Consider the following 20,127-nt stretch of genomic DNA (forward strand, 5'->3'; position numbering starts at 1 on the left):
TATGAACTTTGAAAAATTGAGCCATCGCGTAGCGCCTTGGGTGCTGCCGATTCTATTACTGGCGGTGTGGCAGTTGTCGGTGTCGGCGGGCTGGTTGTCGACGCGCATTCTGCCGGCGCCCAGTGCGGTGATTGAAGCCGGTGTTCACCTGGTGGCCAGCGGCGAAATCTGGACGCACTTGGCCATCAGTGGCTGGCGCGCCGGCCTGGGCTTTGTGATCGGTGGCAGCATCGGCCTGGCGCTGGGCTTTATCACCGGTTTGTCGAAATGGGGCGAGCGCCTGCTGGACAGCTCGGTGCAGATGATCCGCAACGTGCCGCACCTGGCGCTGATTCCGCTGGTGATCCTGTGGTTCGGGATTGACGAGACCGCGAAGATTTTCCTGGTCGCCCTCGGCACGTTGTTCCCGATCTACCTGAACACCTATCACGGCATCCGCAACGTCGACCCGGCGCTGGTGGAAATGTCGCGCAGCTACGGTTTGTCCGGTTTCAGCCTGTTCTGGCAAGTGATCCTGCCGGGCGCGCTGCCCTCGATTTTGGTGGGCGTGCGCTTTGCTCTGGGCTTTATGTGGTTGACGCTGATCGTTGCGGAAACCATCTCCGCCAGCTCGGGCATCGGCTATCTGGCAATGAACGCCCGTGAATTCCTGCAAACCGACGTGGTGGTACTGGCCATCGTGATGTACGCGATCCTCGGCAAACTCGCCGATCTGGCCGCGCGCGGTCTGGAGCGGGTTTGGTTGCGCTGGCATCCGGCGTATCAAGTGAATAAAGGCGGTGCGGCATGACAGCTCAACAACCTCCGCGCCTGCTGAAGGGAATTCCTCTGGCGGTGCGCAAATTGCGCAAATCTTTCGGCGCACGTGAAGTGCTCAAAGAGATTGATCTGCACATTCCGGCGGGTCAGTTCGTGGCCGTGGTCGGCCGCAGCGGTTGCGGCAAAAGTACCTTGCTGCGCCTGCTGGCCGGCCTGGACAAAGCCAGCGGCGGCGAGTTGCTGGCCGGTTCTGCGCCGCTGAGCGAAGCGATTGAAGACACGCGGTTGATGTTCCAGGAAGCACGTTTGCTGCCGTGGAAAAAGATCATCGACAACGTGGGTCTGGGGCTCACCGGCAACTGGCGCCCTAAAGCGCTGGAGGCGTTGGAAGCGGTCGGCCTGGCCGAGCGTGCCAATGAATGGCCGGCGGCTCTGTCGGGTGGCCAGAAGCAACGTGTCGCCCTGGCGCGTGCGCTGATCCACCAACCGCGCCTGCTGCTGCTTGATGAACCGTTGGGGGCGCTGGATGCCCTGACTCGCATCGAGATGCAGCAACTGATCGAAAACCTTTGGCAGAAGCACGGCTTCACTGTGTTGCTGGTGACCCATGACGTCAGCGAAGCGGTGGCGATTGCCGACCGGGTGATCCTGATCGAAGACGGCGAGATCGGCCTCGATCTGATCGTTGATCTTCCACGTCCGCGTGCCCGTGGCTCACACCGCCTGGCCGCACTGGAAGCTGAAGTGCTCAACCGTGTGCTGTCGCTGCCCGGTACACCGCCGGAACCCGAACCTGTTTCACCGCTGCCTACGCAATTGCGTTGGGCTCAATAACTCACTTGTCCCGCGAAGGAAGAACACCATGACTATTAAAGCTATCAACGTGCGTAACCAGTTCAAAGGCACCATCAAGGAAATCGTAGTCGGCGACGTGCTGTCGGAAATCGACGTGCAGACCGCGTCCGGTATCGTCACTTCCGTGATCACTACTCGCTCGGTCAAAGAGCTGGAGCTGGTGATCGGCAGCGAAGTGATTGCCTTCGTGAAGTCGACTGAGGTGTCGATCGCCAAGTTGTGATCACTTGGACCGCTATCGGGAGCAACCCCCCTCCCACATTTTGAATGTGTTCACAGATCAATATGTGGGAGGGGCGGTGCGACGATTCGACTTGCCCCCGATGAGGCCCGCCCAGCTAACCCAGGGTTCAGCGCTTAGGCAGATACGCCGGTAAATACAGCCCCACATACGCATCAAACACGCGCATCCCTTCCTCCGCCATGCGCGGCGTGATCAGCCCATGCTGATGCACTGAGCGCGCGTAGACGCGATCACTCAGTTCCAACGCCAGCGCAAATACATCCACATCAGTCGGCAAGGTCGGCACTTCGAAGTGACGGCTGAACACCGCCAGCATCAAATCCCCTAATTCCAGATCATGCTGACGATCCGCCTGGGTTACTTCGGTCAGCCCGTGCTGGGCCAGGATCAATTGGCGCGCGGCGGCGTCGTTGCTGTAGATGGTGAGCATGCGCTGCTCGACCACGTAGGACAGGTCCCGCCAGTGCTTGAGTGAGTCATGGTCGATGGGGGCCTGGATGGCCGCGCGGAAGGCTGCGTGGACGTCAGCGGTTAATGCTTCCAGCAACGCGGGCACACTGGCGAAAAAGTGATACACCGACGACGGCGGAATCTGCGCGCGCTCGGCCACGCTGTAGATCGACAGGCCGGCCACGCCTTCGGCGGCCAGCAAGGTGCGGGCGGCGTCGAGAATCGCGTCGATCCGCGCCTGGCTGCGTGCGCGGGGTTTGCGAGGGGCGGCGGGGCGGGTGGTCATGGAAGTCTCCTACAAGGCAGCGGGCATTGTATGAGTAGGAGTCTGTGTTGTCTTCCAGGCCGCCATCGGGAGCAAGCCCCCTCCCACACTTTGATCTGTGAACATTCAAATGTGGGAGGGGGCTTGCCCCCGATGAGGCTGGCTCGGTCTTCTGGAAGAAACCCAAAAAAAACGCCGCAGACCATAAGGTCTGCGGCGCTCTTTTTTCTGCAGCCGTCGTTTAGACGGTATGCAGGTACCAGTTGTACTCAAGGTCGGAGATGGAGTGTTCGAACTCTTCCAGCTCACTTTCCTTACAGGCGACGAAGATATCGATGTACTTAGGATCGATGTACTTGGCCATCACCTCGCTGTCGTCCAACTCGCGCAGGGCATCGCGCAGGTTGTTCGGCAGGCTCTGCTCGTTCTGCTCGTAGCTGTTGCCTTCCACGGGTGCGCCCGGTTCGATCTTGTTGGTCAGACCGTGGTGCACGCCTGCCAGGACCGAAGCCATCAACAGGTAAGGGTTGGCGTCGGCGCCGGCTACACGGTGTTCGATACGTACAGCGTCGGACGAGCCGGTCGGTACGCGAATCGCCACGGTGCGGTTATCCAGGCCCCAGCACGGCGAGTTCGGCACGTAGAACTGTGCGCCGAAACGACGGTAGGAGTTAACGTTAGGGCAAAGGAACGCCATTTGGGCGGGTAGGGTCTCCAGCACACCGCCGATCGCGTGACGCAATGCGGCGTTCTGCTCGGGATCCTCGCTGGCAAAGATGTTCTTGCCGTCTTTGTCCAGAATCGAAATGTGTACGTGCAGCCCGTTGCCTGCCTGGCCTGGGTAAGGCTTGGCCATGAAGGTGGTGTCCATCTCATGGTCGTAGGCGATGTTCTTGATCAAGCGCTTGAGCAGTACAGCGTAATCGCACGCTTTGATCGGGTCGGCGACGTGGTGCAGGTTCACTTCGAACTGCGCCGGGGCACTTTCCTTGACGATGGCGTCAGCCGGGATACCTTGCTCTTTGGCACCTTCCAGGATGTCCTGGAGGCAGTCGACGTATTCGTCGAGGTCGTCGATCAGGTAGACCTGTGTCGAGTGCGGGCGTTTGCCGGAGATCGGCGAGCGGGGCGGTTGCGGGCGGCCGTTCACGTTCTCCTGGTCGATCAGGTAGAACTCAAGCTCGAAGGCAGCGCAGATGGTCAGACCGAGGTCGTCAAATTTGCTTACAACTTGGCGGAGCACTTCGCGTGGATCGGCGAAGAAAGGTTCACCTTCAAGTTCGTGCATGGTCATCAGCAATTGCGCGGTAGGGCGCTTTTGCCAAGGTTCATTGCACAGGGTGTCGGGGATTGGATAACAGATTCGGTCAGCATCACCGATGTCCAGACCCAGGCCGGTGCTTTCCACCGTCGAGCCGTTGATATCCAGGGCAAATAAAGAGGCAGGCAGGTTAATGCCCTTCTCGTAAACCTTGTGGAGGCTGGTGCGTTCGATGCGCTTACCGCGCACCACACCATTCATATCCGCAATTAGAAGGTCTACGTACAGAACCTCAGGATGATCCTTAAGGAACGCGTTCGCTTCGTTAAGCTGAACGGCACGCGGGGGTACCGACATGATGCAACACCTTTGTTGTTAAAAATATCAATCATTGATCTTTTCTGGTTTCAGTCAACCCGAACGGCATGCCGAAGTCAAGCGAGGCCTTTTTTGCCCTAAAAAAGCGCCGTGAAGGCATTTTTGGGGCTTTTTGGGGCGGTTTTTTGCATTTGATTCGCTTGGGACTCGCAGGCTTGAGCGGGCCGTGTTGTATTTTTTACGGGGGTGTTGTGTAAAAAAATGAACAAGGCTAAGCTCGATTCAAACCCATAACAGCAATAATACCGGGGTGCTTCATGTTTCACCTGCCGCCGCTCGGCGTCTCTGCCTGCTCCAGCCAGGCGTTGTCCGCAGTTCGTTCGCCCCGCGTGAATGTCCCTGCACCGGCTAATATTCTTGACGGCCCGTCCGACCTCTTCTTTGCCACCTCAACTGCCTCTGACCGGCTCCCGTCCACGGAGCCGATCATGATTCTGCACGACTTTGGCGTGAGGAATGCAACGCTGCAGCAAATGGCAGGTAAGCTCCTACCCTGAATGAACAAAACGACGCGGATGCTGCGTCAACCAACGCCTGGCCTTTAATGGATGCCAGGAAACCCAGCCCAGAGGCATTTATGAGTAACAACCTCGACCAGCTCACCGATTGGTTGAAAGACCACAAGATCACAGAAGTCGAATGCATGATTGGCGACCTCACCGGCATCACCCGGGGCAAGATCTCGCCGACCAACAAGTTCATCGCCGAAAAAGGCATGCGCCTGCCCGAGAGCGTTCTGCTCCAGACCGTGACCGGCGACTATGTCGAAGACGACATCTATTACGAATTGCTCGACCCGGCCGATATCGACATGATCTGCCGCCCCGACCAGAACGCGGTATTCCTGGTGCCTTGGGCCATCGAGCCCACCGCCCAGGTGATCCACGATACCTACGACAAGCAAGGCAACCCGATCGAGCTGTCGCCGCGCAACGTGCTCAAGAAAGTCCTCAAGCTCTACGCCGACAAAGGCTGGCAGCCCATCGTGGCGCCGGAGATGGAGTTCTACCTGACCAAACGCTGCGAAGACCCTGACTTCCCGCTGCAACCGCCGATTGGCCGTTCCGGGCGCCCGGAGACCGGTCGTCAGTCCTTCTCTATAGAAGCCGCCAACGAATTCGACCCGCTGTTCGAAGACGTCTACGACTGGTGCGAACTGCAGGAGCTGGACCTCGACACGCTGATCCACGAAGACGGTACCGCGCAGATGGAAATCAATTTCCGTCACGGCGATGCGCTGTCCCTGGCTGACCAGATCCTAGTGTTCAAACGCACGATGCGTGAAGCAGCGCTCAAGCACAACGTGGCGGCCACCTTTATGGCCAAGCCGATGACCGGCGAGCCCGGCAGCGCGATGCACCTGCACCAGAGCATCATCGACATCGCGACTGGCAAGAACGTCTTCTCCAATGAAGACGGGAGCATGAGCCAGCTGTTCCTCAACCACATTGGCGGCCTGCAGAAATTCATCCCTGAATTGCTGCCGCTGTTTGCTCCCAACGTGAACTCGTTCCGCCGTTTCCTGCCCGACACCTCGGCGCCGGTCAACGTGGAATGGGGCGAAGAAAACCGCACCGTCGGCCTGCGCGTACCGGATGCCGGCCCGCAGAACCGCCGCGTAGAAAACCGCCTGCCGGGGGCCGACGCCAACCCTTACCTGGCGATTGCCGCCAGTTTGCTGTGCGGCTACATCGGCATGGTCGAAGGCCATAACCCGAGCGCACCGGTGGTAGGTCGTGGTTACGAACGACGCAACCTGCGTCTGCCGTTGACCATCGAAGACGCCCTGGAACGCATGGAAAACAGCAAGACCATCGAGAAATACCTGGGTCAGAAATTCATCACAGGCTACGTCGCGGTCAAGCGGGCCGAGCATGAAAACTTCAAGCGCGTGATCAGTTCGTGGGAGCGGGAATTCCTGCTCTTCGCCGTCTGATGCGCCGGGCGCACGGGGTAACCCGCGCGCCCTTAACTGAAAAGTCTAGGAGATTGGTATGTCCAGCAACAACCCGCAAACCCGTGAATGGCAAGCCTTGAGCAACGATCACCACCTGGCGCCGTTCAGCGACTTCAAGCAATTGAAAGAGAAAGGCCCACGGATTATCACCAAAGCCCACGGCGTTTACCTGTGGGACAGCGAAGGCAACAAGATCCTCGACGGCATGGCCGGCCTGTGGTGCGTGGCGATCGGTTATGGTCGCGATGAACTGGCTGACGCCGCCGCCAAGCAAATGAAAGAACTGCCGTACTACAACCTGTTCTTCCAGACCGCTCACCCGCCGGTGTTGGAGCTGGCCAAAGCCATTTCCGACATCGCACCCGCCGGCATGAACCACGTGTTCTTTACCGGTTCCGGCTCCGAAGGCAACGACACCATGTTGCGCATGGTCCGCCACTACTGGGCGATCAAAGGCCAGCCGAACAAGAAAACCATCATCAGCCGCAAGAACGGCTACCACGGCTCCACCGTGGCCGGCGCGAGCCTGGGTGGCATGACTTATATGCACGAACAGGGCGACTTGCCGATCCCGGGCATCACCCACATCGCCCAGCCGTACTGGTTCGGTGAAGGTGGCGACATGAGCCCCGAGGAGTTCGGGATCTGGGCCGCCAACCAGTTGGAAGAGAAGATCCTCGAGTTGGGCGTGGACACCGTTGGTGCCTTTATTGCCGAGCCGATCCAGGGTGCCGGTGGCGTGATCGTCCCGCCCGCCACTTACTGGCCGCGCATCAAGGAAATCCTCGCTAAATACGACATCTTGTTTGTGGCCGACGAAGTGATCTGCGGGTTTGGCCGTACCGGTGAGTGGTTCGGTAGCGATTTCTACGACCTCAAGCCGGACATGATGACCATCGCCAAGGGCCTGACCTCGGGTTACATCCCTATGGGCGGCCTGATCGTGCGCGACGAAGTGGTCGAGGTGCTGAACGAAGGCGGCGATTTCAACCACGGGTTTACCTACTCCGGTCACCCGGTGGCCGCAGCGGTGGCCCTGGAAAACATCCGCATCATGCGTGATGAAAAAATCATCGAGCAGGTCAACAGCGAAACGGCACCCTATTTGCAGCGTCGTCTGCGCGAGCTCAACGATCACCCGTTGGTGGGCGAAGTTCGCGGAGTGGGTCTGTTGGGCGCCATTGAGCTGGTGCAGGACAAGGCCACGCGCAAGCGTTATGAAGGCAAAGGCGTGGGCATGATTTGCCGCAACTTCTGTTTCAACAATGGCCTGATCATGCGCGCCGTGGGCGACACCATGATCATTTCCCCGCCACTGGTGATCAGCAAGGCTGAGATCGACGAGTTGGTGACCAAGGCGCGCAAGTGCCTGGATCTGACTTTGGCGGCATTGCAGGGCTAGGTGCTAGGCTCAGTGCGCAGAGCACTGGGCAGTTATAAATGTAGGGGCTTTGGTTGAAAGCCGGCCCCTGAACTTGCCAGACTGTCGCCCTGTTTTGTTGCCCTCTGGAAGGGCCGCAGAACATGAAAAAACGTGGCCCAAAAAAGAAAAATTGGAGCATCACCAAATGAAGGCATTAGGTTTGAAGAACGCTGGCAAGACCCTGCTCGCCTTGTCCCTGATGGGCGCAATGGCGGGCGCGGCCCAGGCAGACGATAAGGTGCTGCACGTCTACAACTGGTCCGACTACATTGCACCGGACACCATCGCCAACTTTGAAAAAGAGTCGGGCATTAAAGTGGTGTACGACGTTTTTGACAGCAACGAAACCCTGGAAGCCAAGTTGCTGGCAGGCAAGTCCGGTTACGACATCGTCGTGCCGTCGAACAACTTCCTCGCCAAGCAGATCAAGGCCGGTGTCTACCAGGAGCTGGACACGTCCAAGCTGTCCAACTACAGCAACCTGAACAAGTCCCTGCTTAAAGCCGTGTCGGTCAGCGACCCGGACAACAAGCACGCCTTCCCGTACATGTGGGGTTCGATCGGCATCGGCTACAACCCGGAGAAGGTCAAGGCTGCGCTGGGCGTGGACAAGATCGACTCGTGGGACATCCTGCTCAAGCCTGAGAACATCGCCAAGCTCAAAAGCTGCGGCGTGAGCTTCCTCGATTCGCCGACCGAAATGCTGCCAATCGCGCTGCATTACCTGGGCCTGCCGACCGACAGCCAGAAGAAAGAGGACCTCAAGCAAGCCGAAGCGCTCTTCCTGAAGATCCGTCCTTCGATCGGCTACTTCCACTCCTCCAAGTACATCTCGGACCTGGCCAACGGCAACATCTGCGTGGCCGTGGGTTACTCGGGTGATATCCAGCAGGCTAAATCCCGCGCGGCTGAAGCCGGTGGCAAAGTGAAAGTTGCCTACGACATTCCGAAAGAAGGCGCTGGTAGCTTCTTCGACATGGTCGCCATCCCTAAAGATGCCGAAAACGTCGACGCCGCTTACAAGTTCATGAACTACCTGCTCAAGCCGGAAGTCATGGCGTCGATCACCAACAGCGTGCGTTTCCCGAACGGTAACGAGAAGGCCACCGCACTGGTCGACAAAGACATCACCAGCGATCCGGGCATCTACCCGCCAGCCGATGTGCAAGCCAAGCTCTACGCCATTGCTGACTTGCCAGCCGCAACTCAGCGTGAAATGACGCGCAGCTGGACCAAGATCAAATCGGGCAAGTAAGCCTTAAAACCTGTGGGAGGGGGCTTGCCCCCGATGGCGTTGTATCAGAAACACATGTGCAAGCTGACACACCGCCATCGGGGGTAAACCACCTCCCGCACATTAAATGACAGAAAGTTTTGCCGGATCGGTTTATCGAGGGTAAGTTGCGCGCCGGTTTTGTTGCCGGGCAACAACTTCAGGCCCAACTATTTAAGAGGACCTCCACTTGCCAATTTCTTTATTTCGCAAAGCCATGCTGGTGGGCGCAGGTGTCACGCTGGCTGTCAGCGTGCAGGCCGCATCGACGGTGCATATTTATAACTGGTCGGACTATATCGGTACCGACACCCTGGCCAACTTCGAAAAGGCCACCGGCATCAAGCCCGTGTATGACGTGTTTGATTCCAACGAAACCCTGGAAGGTAAGTTGCTGGCCGGACGTACCGGCTACGACGTAGTCGTGCCGTCCAACCACTTCCTCGGTAAGCAGATCAAGGCCGGGGCGTTTCAGAAACTCGACAAATCGCTGCTGACGAATTACGCAAATCTTGACCCGGCCTTGCTCAAACGCCTGGAAAAGAACGACCCAGGCAACCAGTACGCCGTGCCGTACCTCTGGGGTACCAACGGCATCGGTTACAACGTCGACAAAGTGAAGGAAGTGTTGGGCGTCGACAAGATCGACTCCTGGGCTGTGCTGTTCGAGCCGGAAAACATGAAGAAGCTGGCCACCTGCGGTGTGTCGTTCATGGACTCGGCAGATGAAATGCTGCCGGCGGTGCTCAACTACATGGGCCTGGACCCTAACAGCACCAACCCTGAAGACTACAAAAAGGCCGAAGAAAAGCTGCTTAAAGTACGGCCCTACGTGACCTACTTCCATTCGTCCAAATACATCTCGGACCTGGCCAACGGCAACATCTGTGTGGCGGCCGGTTTCTCTGGCGATGTGTTCCAGGCCAAAGCCCGTGCGGCTGAGGCAGGCAAGGGCGTGAACATCGCCTACGCGATTCCAAAAGAAGGCGGCAACCTGTGGTTTGACGTGCTGGCGATCCCCAAGGACGCCACCAACGTTAAACAGGCCCACGCCTACATCAACTATTTGCTGCAACCTGAGGTAATCGCCCAGGTCAGTGATTACGTCGGTTACGCCAACCCTAACCCAGGGGCGGACAAACTGATGGAGCAATCGATACGCACCGACGAAGCGGTTTACCCACCGCAGGCGGTTCTCGATCGGACATTCGTCAACTTCGAGCTACCCCCGAAAGTGCAACGTTTAATGACCCGTAGCTGGACCAAGGTCAAGACGGGCAAGTAAGGCTCTAATTATCCAAGGGTCGTCCGTATTGGGCGCTCTGCACTCTTTTTTTCTGGGAGTTTCGTAAATGGCAGTTGCCTCCGGCGCCTACAAGAAAGCCCTCGAAGGGGACCAGACACCGAAGAAGGTGTTGGTCAAAATCGACCGGGTCACGAAGAAGTTCGACGAGACGATTGCCGTGGACGATGTGTCCCTGGAAATCAAGAAAGGCGAGATCTTCGCCTTGCTCGGCGGTTCGGGTTCGGGCAAATCCACGCTGCTGCGCATGCTCGCAGGTTTCGAGCGCCCGACCGAGGGTCGCATCTACCTCGACGGTGTGGACATCACCGACATGCCGCCGTACGAGCGGCCGATCAACATGATGTTCCAGTCCTACGCCCTGTTCCCGCACATGACCGTGGCGCAGAACATCGCCTTCGGCCTGCAACAGGACAAGATCCCCAAGGCCGAAGTCGACGCCCGCGTAGCCGAAATGCTCAAGCTGGTGCAGATGAGCCAGTACGCCAAACGCAAGCCGCACCAGTTGTCCGGCGGCCAGCGTCAGCGTGTGGCCCTGGCCCGCTCCCTGGCCAAGCGCCCGAAACTGCTGCTGCTCGATGAGCCCATGGGCGCCCTCGACAAGAAACTGCGTTCGCAGATGCAACTGGAGTTGGTGGAGATCATCGAGCGCGTCGGGGTGACCTGCGTGATGGTGACCCACGACCAGGAAGAGGCCATGACCATGGCCGAGCGCATCGCAATCATGCACTTGGGCTGGATCGCACAGATCGGCAGCCCGATCGATATCTACGAAACCCCTACCAGCCGCCTGGTGTGCGAGTTCATCGGCAACGTCAATATTTTCGACACCCAAGTGGTGGACGACGCCGAAGGCCACGCCGTGCTCAAGTGCCCGGACTTGGACCGCGACATCTACGTGGGCTACGGCATCGCCACCTCGGTGGAAGACAAGTCGGTGACCTACGCCATCCGCCCGGAAAAACTGCTGGTCACCACCGAAATGCCGACCTGCGAGCACAACTGGTCCAGCGGCAAGGTGCACGACATCGCTTACCTGGGCGGCCACTCGGTGTTCTATGTGGAACTGCCGAGCGGCAAGCTGGTGCAGTCCTTCGTCGCCAACGCCGAGCGCCGTGGTCAGCGGCCGACCTGGGGTGATCAGGTTTACGTGTGGTGGGAAGACGACAGCGGCGTGGTACTTCGCTCATGAACACAAAAAAGCTCAAGCGGCGCTTGAACCGCCTCGTCCCGAGCGGCAAGCAGGTGGTCATCGGGATTCCGTTCCTGTGGCTGTTCCTGTTTTTTGCCCTGCCGTTTTTCATCGTCCTGAAAATCAGCTTTGCCGAAGCCGACGTGGCAATCCCGCCGTACACCGAGATCTACACCTACGTTGAACAAAAGCTGCAAGTGGTGCTGAACCTGGCCAACTACAGCTTGTTGGCAGGTGATGAGCTGTACATCGCTGCGTACCTGGGCTCGCTGAAGATGGCGTTCTTCAGCACGCTGCTGTGCCTGCTGATCGGCTATCCGATGGCGTATGCCATTGCCACTGCGCGCAAAGAGATGCAGACCGTGCTGGTGCTGCTGATCATGATGCCGACCTGGACCGCGATCCTGATCCGGGTGTATGCGTGGATGGGCATCCTCAGCAATAACGGCTTGCTCAATGGTTTCCTGATGTCCATGGGGGTGATCAACGAACCGCTGCAGATCCTCAACACCAACATCGCGGTGTACATCGGCGTGGTCTATTCGTACCTGCCGTTCATGATCCTGCCGCTGTACGCCAACTTGGTGAAGCACGATCAGAGCCTGCTGGAAGCCGCATCCGACTTGGGTTCGAGCACCTTCAACAGCTTCTGGAAAATCACCGTGCCGCTGTCCAAGAACGGCATCATCGCCGGCTGCATGCTGGTGTTTATTCCGGTGGTGGGCGAGTTCGTGATTCCGGAACTGCTGGGCGGCCCGGAAACCCTGATGATCGGTAAAGTGTTGTGGCAAGAGTTCTTCAACAACCGTGACTGGCCGGTGGCGTCTGCCCTGGCGGTAGTGATGCTGGCGATCCTGATCGTGCCCATCATTCTGTTTAACCGCAGCCAAGCCAAAGAGATGGAGGGCAAGATATGAAGCGCGTCAGTTTCTCAAGCTTCATGCTGGTGGCGGGGTTGTTGTTCATCTACCTGCCGATGTTGATCCTGGTGATCTACTCGTTCAACGAATCCAAGCTGGTAACGGTGTGGGGCGGTTGGTCGATCAAGTGGTACGTGGGCCTGCTGGACAACACCCAGTTGATGGGCTCGGTGGCACGTTCCCTGGAAATCGCCTGCTACACGGCGGTGGCCGCTGTTGCGCTGGGTACGTTGGCGGCGTTTGTGCTGACGCGCATCAGCCAGTTCAAGGGCCGCACGTTGTTCGGCGGCCTGGTGACCGCGCCGTTGGTGATGCCGGAAGTGATCACCGGTCTGTCGCTGTTGCTGCTGTTCGTGGCTATGGCGCAGATGATCGGCTGGCCCCAGGAACGTGGCATCGTCACCATCTGGATCGCCCACACCACGTTCTGTGCGGCGTATGTGGCGGTGGTGGTGTCGGCGCGTTTGCGTGAGCTGGACCTGTCGATTGAAGAGGCGGCCATGGACCTCGGCGCGCGGCCTTGGAAGGTGTTCTTCCTGATCACCATCCCGATGATCGCGCCATCGTTGGCGGCAGGCGGCATGATGTCGTTTGCGCTGTCCCTGGATGACCTGGTACTTGCCAGCTTCGTCTCGGGCCCGGGTTCGACGACGTTGCCGATGGAGGTGTTCTCGGCGGTGCGTCTTGGGGTTAAACCTGAGATCAACGCCGTAGCCAGCCTGATTCTGTTGGCGGTGTCGTTGGTGACCTTCCTGGTGTGGTTCTTCAGCCGTCGTGCCGAAGAGAATCGCAAGAAAGCCATTCAGCAAGCCATCGAAGAAGCCGCGGCGGATGGCTGGAAACAGCCGGACGTGCGTCGGGCGCAGGCGCCGGTCTAAAGGTGGGAGGGGGCTTGCTCCCGATGGCGGTGGGTCAGTCAATAGATGCAGTGACTGACACTCAGCAATCGGGGGCAAGTCCCCTCCCACATTTGATCGCATTTCAACTCCGCTACGCCAACCACGGCGACTTGCGAATCACCTCGACAAAATTCATCGGCTTGAACCCCGGCTCCTGATCCACCAGTACATCCGTCTTCACGTTGCCAAACGTGGTCTGCGGGCGATGGCGCAAGCCGTCGGCGAACGCACAGATGATGCACTCCTTGAACCCTTCACCCCGTGGATGCGCATGCACCACTGCTTCGCGCTGCACACTGCTAAACGCGGCGTAGTCCATGCCCAGCACGTCCATCTCCACCCCGGCAGTTACCAGCGCGACGGTGGGGCGCAGATGCTGCGGCACACCTGGCGTAGTGTGCAGGGCGATGGACAGCCACACCTGTTCGATATCGTCATCGCTGAGCCCGTAAGGTTTGAGGAAGGCCGCCGCCGCGTTGGCGCCGTCCACTTCGAAACGCTCGTTATCGCTGCGATACCCTTCCACCAGGCCCAAGTCATGGAACATCGCACCCACGTAGAGCAACTCCGGGTTATAGGCCAACTGCTTGCGCTCACCGCTCAATGCGCCGAATAGAAATACCCGCCGCGAGTGGTGGTAGAGCAGATCGGATTCGATGTCGCGGATGTACTCGGTGGTGGCCTTGGCCAGGGTGCTGTCGGGGATCTTGATACCGGCGATGGTGGTGGTCATGGTTGCTCTCCTCTGGAAAGCAATCAGTTTGGTCGCTCGTCTGTGCAGCGGCCATCGCGGTGAGGGCGCGATCCCGGCCAATGTGCCGACACATCGTGCCAAGCAGAAATCGACTAGGGTGTAGCGGGCGATATCACTCTTGAAGCCTGCGAAAATCCCAATGTGGGAGGGGGCTTGCTCCCGATTACTGAGTACCAGGCACTGCATCTGCTGGCTGATACAGCGCCATCGGGAGCAAGCCCCCTCCCACAGGGTTTGCATTTTATTCCGCTAGAAAAAGGTGTCTGTGAGCATGCACAAGACCGTCGCCATCCTGATCTTCCCCGGCGTCCAGTCACTGGATGTGACCGGCCCCATGGATGTGTTCTGCGAAGCCAACCGCTTTCTGCCGCCCCAGGATCACTACCAGATAGAGGTCATCGGGCTAGGCCACGGCACCATGGCCGCCTCCAATGGTTTGGCATTGCAGGCCCACAGGCATTACAGCGAAGCCCTGCAGGCCTATGACCTGCTGCTGGTCGCCGGTGGCCCGCAGTTGCCGTTCGAAGATTTCGGCGTGTCGTTCGATAATTGGCTGCGTGGCGCCACCGCTCGGGCGCGACGTTTTGGCTCGATCTGCAACGGCGCCTTCATGCTGGCGCGCGCCGGATTGCTGGACGGAAAAACCGTCACCACCCATTGGAACGACGCCGCTGACCTGGCGCGCCTGTGCCCCTCGGCCCAGGTCGAAGCCGACCGCCTGTACGTCCAGCACGGCAACCTCTACACCTCGGCCGGGGTCACGGCGGGCATCGATTTGTCGTTGTACCTGCTGGCCCAGGACCACGGTCCGGAAGTGGCTTTGAGCGTGGCCAAGCGCCTGGTGGTGTTCACCCAGCGTTCGGGCGGGCAGTCGCAGTTCAGCCCTTTTCTTACACCCCACGCCGAAACCACATCGGCGGTAGCGCTGGTGCAGCTGTATGTATTGGCGAATTTGACCGGGGATCTGACCATCGCCGACCTGGCCAAGGCTGCCAATATGAGCGCGCGCAATTTTTCTCGGGTGTTTGCCCGTGAGGCGCAGGTTACGCCTGCGGAATTTGTTGAGCGGGCCCGGGTGGATGCGGCGCGGGTGATGCTTGAAAGTACTCACGCGCCATTGAAAACCGTGGCGTACCAATGCGGTTTTCGCGATGCCCAGCACATGCGCAGTGTGTTCAATCGCCGCCTTGGGGTGACGCCGCAGCAGTTTCGGCTCAACTTTGCGCCCCCAGCAACGGCGTAGACCAACGGTAGGCGTTGGCTTGCATAGGGCTACCGCGCCGGTAGTAGCTTCAAGGTGCCGCGCGTATTCGCCGTGACTTCCTCATCACTGAAATGCGCTTGCTCGTAACCGCCTTCGATATAGGTCTCTGCCTGGTCGCCATAGTGCTTGTCAAACGGCACACCGCTTTGACCGACTGGGTTGATCGTCAGCGCGTGGGCCACATCGGCGAAGTCGATCAGACGGCGGGTCGAAGGGCCGTAGGTCACCGGCCACGGCGCCGGGCCGATGGCGGCCGACTGATTGTTCGGCACTTCGTGAGTGCCGGGCGCCGGGAAGGGGCCGACGTTGAGAATCAGGTCCAGCGGCTTTTGCGAACCCAGCGGATGGCCGTGGGTCAGGGTATGGGCCTTGCCCCACTGCCACTGGGTCGGGTCATCGCCGAAAGTGGCTTTCAGGTGCGTGAGGCTGTTGTCCCAGGCGAGTTTGACGGTGTCGGCGCGCTTGCCGTCCCACCAGGGTGAGTCCGGGTCGGCAGCCAGGCGGGGCAGGGCGGCGTCGATTACGCGGGTGGTGAGCAGGGTCTTGAACATGGCGTCACCCAGTTTCGGGTGGAAGGCTGCATCGGCGAGGTTGAACAGGAACTGGTTGAACAGCGTGGCGCTGATGGAATCGAGTGGGTAGTCACCCTTCCAGCTTGCAAGCTGTTCCACCTGTTTCAACTGTGCCGGGTCTTTGACCACCTCACGCAGCACCGGCAACAACGGCGCCAACAGGCGCGGGCCGAAGGCGGTAGTGGTACCCAGTTGCAGGGCCTGGCTGTTGTTCACATCCCACTTCACGCTTTTGTCGCTTAACTGCGCGTTCAACTGCTGGCCACGGTCGGCCAGATTGTAATAGCCGGGGATTTCCATGCCGGTGGGTGATGCCGGTTGGGCATTGGCCGACACTACATAGCCACGCGCGGGGTTTTCTTCCTGGGGGTTGGCGCTGAACGGGTAGAAGCCCAACTTGTCGGCCTGGGCGGTGCTGCCGTCGAGGATAAACCCAGGGTTGACGCCGGCCGGACGAATCGGCAACTGCGCCGCCGCCCACCAGCCGATATCGCCCTTGGCGTTGGCCCACACGATATTCAGCCCCGGCGCCGACACTTTGGCCGCCGCCGCACGGGCCTTGGTCAGGGTGTCGGCGCGGTTGAGTTGGTAAAAGCCGTCGAGAATCGGGTTCTGGGTGTCGAGGAAGGCCCACCACATGGCGATGGGCGTCTTGCCGGCGCTCTCGCCGAGTACGTCATTGATAATCGGCCCGTGGGGCGACTGGCGCAGGGTGAAGGTGACTGGCGTCTGGCCCTTCACCGCGATCTGTTGTTCGCTGCTGGTCATGTCGACCCATTGGCCCTGGTACCAGACCTGGTTGGGGTTGTCCGGGTTGAGCTTCTCGGCGATCAGGTCGACGTCGTCGTTCTGGAACATCGTCAGGCTCCAGCCGAAATCCAGGTTGTGCCCCAGGAAGGCCACTGGCACCAGCGCGTTGTGATAGCCATACAGCTCAAAGCCCGGCGCCGACAGGTGCGCCTCGTACCACACCGACGGCACCGAGAAACGGATATGCGGGTCACCCGCCAGTAGCGGCTTGCCGCTCTTGGTGCGACTGCCGCTGATGGCCCAAGCGTTGCTGCCTTCGAACTGCGGCAAGCCGTTGTCGGCCAAGGCCTGTTCGCTCAGGGACGCGATGGCACCGAGGGTTTGCCAATCGCCGGCAGCCAGGTTGAGTGCGCCTTTGGGTTGCCAGTCGAGGTCGAACACTTTCAGGTAGTCACCGCCCAATTGGTCGCGAACGTAGGTCAACAAGGGCTCGGTGCGAAACGCGGCGGCAAAGCTGTAGGCCATGTATCCGGCGACGCTGATGGTGTCTTCGGCGGTGAACCGGCGCTTGGGGATGCCCAGCACGTCAAACTCCATGGGGCTGGCGTGGGTGTCCTGATACTGATTGATTCCATCCAGATAGGCTTGCAGGGCCTTCCAGGACGCAGACTCGTGATCCATCTGCTCCACATAGCTCAAGGCCCGCTCACGGATGCGCAGGCTACGAAACAGTTTGTCGGTCTCCAGCAGCTTGGGGCCGAGTACTTCGGCCAACTCTCCACGGGACAGGCGCCGCATGATCTCCATCTGGAACAAGCGGTCCTGGGCGTGCACATAGCCCAGGGCGCGATACAGGTCTGTCTCGTTGTCGGCGCGAATATGCGGCACGCCACGGTCGTCGTAGCGCACCGTGACCGAGCCTTGCAGGTTGGTCAGCGTGACCGAGCCCTGGCGAGTGGGCTGCTTGCTGTACACGTACCAGCCGCCGCCGAGGGCGATCAGCACCAGCAGAACCGCGAGAACCCGCAAGACGCGCTTCATGAACTTTCCTTACCGGGAGTGGAGTGACTAACGATCTTCAGGCCACGAACAATAGCAGCCCACTGCCAAGGTGTGAGTGGCATTCACTTCGCGCCCCGCTTGGAGTGCCTTCAGGATCGGCTCGATAAAACTGTTGCTGGCGTTGCACGTCAGGCCTTCGCTGTACGGCCCGAAATACGCGAGCTTGCCCGTGCGATCCCAGATACCCACGGCCGGGCTGGCCGGTACTTGGTCGGCGCCGGGCAGGGCGGTGAGGATCTTCATGCTGCGCAGGTTGTCTGGCAAACGGCCGTGGCTGTCAGGTTTTTGCAGGGCGTAGAACTCGACGCCTTGTGGCGCGTATTGCTCGATCAACTCGCCCAAGTGTTGCTGGTTACCGACGTTGCACGGGCAGGCCGGGTCCCAGAAGTGCACCAGGCGGATCGGGCCAGGCCCGCTCAGCTCGGCGGGCAGGCGCAGTGCATCGCCGGAAAACACCGCTGTGTGTTCGCTGAAGGCGCGCAGGTAGCGGCCCTGGAACCAGTCATACGCGGCCCACAGCGCGACAGCGCAGATGATCAGGATCAGGCTGGCGAACAGGGTGGTACGGTAGGGTTGTCGCATCCGGATCTATCCTCGAAGGTCGCGTAGCTTGCCATGCTTGTCCTGACAGATGAATATCGCAGCTCGATATTCATCTGCCCTGTGCGTTAAGTCTGGAACCCCTTATGCCCGTTACCTTTGACCCCGATCATCTGCGCGACAGCTTGCGACCCCTGGTGGATGCGCAACCGCTCAGCGCCGAAGCGCGGGTGTACCAGCGCTTTTATGGATTGGACCTGGCCGCGCGCAAAGTGCCGGCTATGAGCCGCCTGGGGCGCTTTGAGGTGCGCGGGTTCGAGGTGGTGGGGCAGGTGTGGTCGCCCCCACAACCGGTGGCGACGATGTTTATGTTTCACGGCTTCTACGACCACATGGGCCTGTACCGCCACGTGGTGGACTGGGCGCTGGACCAGGGCTTTGTGGTGATCGCCTGCGACCTGCCGGGCCATGGCCTGTCCAGCGGCGCGCGGGCCAGCATCGATGATTTTGCGGTGTACCAGGAGGTGGTGCAGGCGCTGTTCGCCCAAGCCCAGGCGCTGAAATTGCCGCAGCCCTGGCATCTGTTTGGGCAGAGCACGGGCGGCGCGGTGGTGGTGGACCATTTGCTTAACCAGGGGGCCGACAGCCCGGCCCAAGGCAAGACCTTCCTGCTGTCACCGTTAGTGCGGCCGCGTGCGTGGGGGTGGTCGCAGGTCAGTTATTACCTGCTGCGTCCGTTCGTCAAAGGTATCGCCCGGCGTTTCAGCGAGAACACTAACGACCCCGCCTTCAAGCCGTTCCTGGAGGCCGACCCGCTTCAGCCGCGCCAACTGCCCACCGCCTGGGTGGGGGCGTTGGCGCGCTGGATCAAGCGCATCGAAGCCGCACCGCGCAGCCCCCGGAGGCCGGTGATTGTGCAGGGTGAGGAAGACATGACGGTGGACTGGCAGCACAACTTGCAGGTGCTTCGGGGTAAGTTCGACCAGCCTGAGGTGCTGATGCTGAAGCGGGGAAGGCATCACCTGGCGAATGAGATTCCCGAGATTCGTGAAGAGTACTTCCGGTATTTGACAGACCATTTGAAATAACACAATCCAAATGTGGGAGGGGGCTTGCCCCCGATGGCAGTGGGTCAGCTACAGATAAGCTGACTGATGCACCGCTATCGGGAGCAAGCCCCCTCCCACATTTTCTACTGCGTCAGGCTTGAAGTGCTTTGGCCGACCGCCAGCCCCGCGCGAATCGCTGCCAGCGCCGCCTGGTAATACGCCTTACCTTCCGGCGACTCTGCAAACGTGGCGAACTCTTCCAGCTCCGGGTCGGACAAATCCCGATAGACGTACAGCAGGGTGTTGTTCAGATCCTTATCGATCTGCTGCATCAGCCGTTCACGTTGACCATTCAACATGCCCTGCGCCTGACCACCGCCCAGCAAACCGGGAATCATTTGGCTCAAACTGTCGGCCGCCACGCCGGCAATCGCCAGGCTGACTTCCGCACCGGCCTCGCGGGCGGGCAGGGCCTGGGCCAGGTGGCCGATGATCAGGCTGCGGGTGGCGTCGGCTTCGATTTTCGGCAGGCCTTGGGCGTTTTTGGCCAGTTGGTCGCGGCGGGTGGCCAGCAGCTCTGCGGCGACAATCTTGCGGCCCAGCGGTGATTGGAAGAACGCCAGGGCAGGCTTCGGATCCGCCAGGTTCTTGCGCAATTGCGCCTCGGCGCGCTGGTCCATGGCCTGGGCGGCAAAGCGCTTATTGCTGTTGTCCACCAGCGCCTGGTACACCGCCGGTGGCAGGCTATTGCGATAGCGCTGCTGGGCGGCACTGAGGGCGTCATTGAAATGCGCACGTTGTTCGGCCCAGCCGGCGACCTTGTACAACTGGTCATGGCCGTCTGCCCAAGCGGGCAAAACGCAGAACATCAGCAAGGAAAAAAACAAACGACGCATATGGACTCCTGTCAGTCGGCCACTATTGTCCGTGTCGGGCGTAGGATTTGTCGAGAAGTCC

The 20,127-nt window shown here is 59.8% G+C and carries 18 protein-coding genes; 12 read left to right on the plus strand and 6 right to left on the minus strand.

The window, feature by feature from the left end; all coding sequences use genetic code 11:
• The first annotated feature begins 1 nt into the window (after nt 1).
• From ssuC to ACKZ62_RS00810, 3 genes are read left to right on the plus strand one after another with little or no spacing between them, the layout of a single operon-like run.
• Nucleotides 2-790 (plus strand): aliphatic sulfonate ABC transporter permease SsuC, encoded by a 789-nt coding sequence (ssuC, locus tag ACKZ62_RS00800; protein WP_032884249.1) that lies wholly within the window; start codon nt 2-4, stop codon nt 788-790.
• A complete protein-coding gene (gene ssuB / locus ACKZ62_RS00805; RefSeq protein ID WP_032884247.1) occupies nt 787-1,593 on the plus strand; it encodes an aliphatic sulfonates ABC transporter ATP-binding protein in 807 nt (268 codons plus the stop codon). Before ssuC ends, ssuB begins: the two co-directional genes overlap by 4 nt.
• 28 nt (nt 1,594-1,621) lie before the next feature.
• Nucleotides 1,622-1,837: a TOBE domain-containing protein gene (locus tag ACKZ62_RS00810; RefSeq protein ID WP_003176783.1), complete on the plus strand. Its 216-nt coding sequence runs from the start codon at nt 1,622-1,624 to the stop codon at nt 1,835-1,837.
• A 127-nt stretch (nt 1,838-1,964) separates the two neighbouring features.
• Here the strand turns inward: ACKZ62_RS00810 and ACKZ62_RS00815 are convergent, their stop codons facing one another.
• Both ACKZ62_RS00815 and ACKZ62_RS00820 read right to left on the minus strand, forming a co-directional pair.
• Complete coding sequence (locus ACKZ62_RS00815) at nt 1,965-2,594, minus strand: TetR/AcrR family transcriptional regulator (RefSeq protein WP_032884245.1); 630 nt, start codon at nt 2,592-2,594, stop codon at nt 1,965-1,967.
• A 220-nt stretch (nt 2,595-2,814) separates the two neighbouring features.
• Entirely contained in the window at nt 2,815-4,191 is a 1,377-nt protein-coding gene (locus tag ACKZ62_RS00820; protein WP_003213894.1) for a glutamine synthetase family protein, read from the minus strand.
• Nucleotides 4,192-4,789: 598 nt separating this feature from the next.
• Here ACKZ62_RS00820 and ACKZ62_RS00825 point away from each other — a divergent pair.
• The 7 genes from ACKZ62_RS00825 to ACKZ62_RS00855 all read left to right on the plus strand — a co-directional run bounded on the left by ACKZ62_RS00825 (nt 4,790) and on the right by ACKZ62_RS00855 (nt 13,158).
• Nucleotides 4,790-6,148, plus strand: coding sequence for a glutamine synthetase family protein (locus ACKZ62_RS00825; RefSeq protein ID WP_032884240.1), 1,359 nt, complete (start codon nt 4,790-4,792; stop codon nt 6,146-6,148).
• A 58-nt stretch (nt 6,149-6,206) separates the two neighbouring features.
• Nucleotides 6,207-7,571: an aspartate aminotransferase family protein gene (locus ACKZ62_RS00830; protein WP_032884238.1), complete on the plus strand. Its 1,365-nt coding sequence runs from the start codon at nt 6,207-6,209 to the stop codon at nt 7,569-7,571.
• 181 nt (nt 7,572-7,752) lie between these two features.
• On the plus strand, nt 7,753-8,847 hold the full coding sequence (locus ACKZ62_RS00835) for a polyamine ABC transporter substrate-binding protein (protein ID WP_032884518.1): 1,095 nt from the start codon (nt 7,753-7,755) through the stop codon (nt 8,845-8,847).
• A 208-nt stretch (nt 8,848-9,055) separates the two neighbouring features.
• The gene (locus tag ACKZ62_RS00840; RefSeq protein ID WP_032884236.1) at nt 9,056-10,150 is read left to right on the plus strand and encodes a polyamine ABC transporter substrate-binding protein; all 1,095 of its coding nucleotides are present in this window, start codon (nt 9,056-9,058) and stop codon (nt 10,148-10,150) included.
• A gap of 67 nt (nt 10,151-10,217) precedes the next feature.
• Entirely contained in the window at nt 10,218-11,360 is a 1,143-nt protein-coding gene (locus ACKZ62_RS00845) for an ABC transporter ATP-binding protein (RefSeq protein WP_003195240.1), read from the plus strand.
• Nucleotides 11,357-12,277 (plus strand): ABC transporter permease subunit, encoded by a 921-nt coding sequence (locus ACKZ62_RS00850; RefSeq protein WP_447096222.1) that lies wholly within the window; start codon nt 11,357-11,359, stop codon nt 12,275-12,277. The genes ACKZ62_RS00845 and ACKZ62_RS00850 overlap by 4 nt, the downstream gene beginning before the upstream one ends.
• A complete protein-coding gene (locus tag ACKZ62_RS00855) occupies nt 12,274-13,158 on the plus strand; it encodes an ABC transporter permease subunit (RefSeq protein WP_115485540.1) in 885 nt (294 codons plus the stop codon). Before ACKZ62_RS00850 ends, ACKZ62_RS00855 begins: the two co-directional genes overlap by 4 nt.
• Before the next feature lie 112 nt (nt 13,159-13,270).
• Here the strand turns inward: ACKZ62_RS00855 and ACKZ62_RS00860 are convergent, their stop codons facing one another.
• A complete protein-coding gene (locus tag ACKZ62_RS00860) occupies nt 13,271-13,912 on the minus strand; it encodes an HD domain-containing protein (protein ID WP_447096223.1) in 642 nt (213 codons plus the stop codon).
• Between the two features lie 292 nt (nt 13,913-14,204).
• Between ACKZ62_RS00860 and ACKZ62_RS00865 the strand changes: the two genes are divergently transcribed.
• Complete coding sequence (locus ACKZ62_RS00865; protein WP_447096224.1) at nt 14,205-15,176, plus strand: GlxA family transcriptional regulator; 972 nt, start codon at nt 14,205-14,207, stop codon at nt 15,174-15,176.
• Between the two features lie 29 nt (nt 15,177-15,205).
• Here the strand turns inward: ACKZ62_RS00865 and ACKZ62_RS00870 are convergent, their stop codons facing one another.
• Nucleotides 15,206-17,560 (minus strand): penicillin acylase family protein, encoded by a 2,355-nt coding sequence (locus ACKZ62_RS00870; protein WP_447096225.1) that lies wholly within the window; start codon nt 17,558-17,560, stop codon nt 15,206-15,208.
• A gap of 27 nt (nt 17,561-17,587) precedes the next feature.
• The gene (locus tag ACKZ62_RS00875; protein ID WP_032884222.1) at nt 17,588-18,163 is read right to left on the minus strand and encodes a DUF6436 domain-containing protein; all 576 of its coding nucleotides are present in this window, start codon (nt 18,161-18,163) and stop codon (nt 17,588-17,590) included.
• Nucleotides 18,164-18,267: 104 nt separating this feature from the next.
• Here ACKZ62_RS00875 and ACKZ62_RS00880 point away from each other — a divergent pair, with 104 nt between their 5' ends.
• A complete protein-coding gene (locus ACKZ62_RS00880; RefSeq protein ID WP_095185158.1) occupies nt 18,268-19,209 on the plus strand; it encodes a phospholipase BipL in 942 nt (313 codons plus the stop codon).
• A 104-nt stretch (nt 19,210-19,313) separates the two neighbouring features.
• Here ACKZ62_RS00880 and ACKZ62_RS00885 read toward each other — a convergent pair whose 3' ends face one another.
• Complete coding sequence (locus ACKZ62_RS00885) at nt 19,314-20,066, minus strand: DUF2059 domain-containing protein (RefSeq protein WP_078050614.1); 753 nt, start codon at nt 20,064-20,066, stop codon at nt 19,314-19,316.
• Nucleotides 20,067-20,127 lie beyond the last annotated feature (61 nt).

It is taken from the genome of Pseudomonas sivasensis, assembly GCF_052938085.1.

Bases quoted from the DNA above. Each gene is read 5' to 3' on its own strand.
- ACKZ62_RS00825 (WP_032884240.1), top strand. From the start codon at position 4,790: ATGAGTAACAACCTCGACCAGCTCACCGATTGGTTGAAAGACCACAAG.
- ACKZ62_RS00865 (WP_447096224.1), top strand. From the start codon at position 14,205: ATGCACAAGACCGTCGCCATCCTGATCTTCCCCGGCGTCCAGTCACTG.
- ACKZ62_RS00850 (WP_447096222.1), top strand. From the start codon at position 11,357: ATGAACACAAAAAAGCTCAAGCGGCGCTTGAACCGCCTCGTCCCGAGC.
- ACKZ62_RS00845 (WP_003195240.1), top strand. From the start codon at position 10,218: ATGGCAGTTGCCTCCGGCGCCTACAAGAAAGCCCTCGAAGGGGACCAG.
- ACKZ62_RS00815 (WP_032884245.1), bottom strand. From the start codon at position 2,594: ATGACCACCCGCCCCGCCGCCCCTCGCAAACCCCGCGCACGCAGCCAG.
- ACKZ62_RS00870 (WP_447096225.1), bottom strand. From the start codon at position 17,560: ATGAAGCGCGTCTTGCGGGTTCTCGCGGTTCTGCTGGTGCTGATCGCC.
- ssuB (WP_032884247.1), top strand. From the start codon at position 787: ATGACAGCTCAACAACCTCCGCGCCTGCTGAAGGGAATTCCTCTGGCG.
- ACKZ62_RS00875 (WP_032884222.1), bottom strand. From the start codon at position 18,163: ATGCGACAACCCTACCGTACCACCCTGTTCGCCAGCCTGATCCTGATC.
- ACKZ62_RS00830 (WP_032884238.1), top strand. From the start codon at position 6,207: ATGTCCAGCAACAACCCGCAAACCCGTGAATGGCAAGCCTTGAGCAAC.
- ACKZ62_RS00810 (WP_003176783.1), top strand. From the start codon at position 1,622: ATGACTATTAAAGCTATCAACGTGCGTAACCAGTTCAAAGGCACCATC.
- ACKZ62_RS00855 (WP_115485540.1), top strand. From the start codon at position 12,274: ATGAAGCGCGTCAGTTTCTCAAGCTTCATGCTGGTGGCGGGGTTGTTG.
- ACKZ62_RS00820 (WP_003213894.1), bottom strand. From the start codon at position 4,191: ATGTCGGTACCCCCGCGTGCCGTTCAGCTTAACGAAGCGAACGCGTTC.
- ACKZ62_RS00860 (WP_447096223.1), bottom strand. From the start codon at position 13,912: ATGACCACCACCATCGCCGGTATCAAGATCCCCGACAGCACCCTGGCC.
- ssuC (WP_032884249.1), top strand. From the start codon at position 2: ATGAACTTTGAAAAATTGAGCCATCGCGTAGCGCCTTGGGTGCTGCCG.
- ACKZ62_RS00880 (WP_095185158.1), top strand. From the start codon at position 18,268: ATGCCCGTTACCTTTGACCCCGATCATCTGCGCGACAGCTTGCGACCC.
- ACKZ62_RS00885 (WP_078050614.1), bottom strand. From the start codon at position 20,066: ATGCGTCGTTTGTTTTTTTCCTTGCTGATGTTCTGCGTTTTGCCCGCT.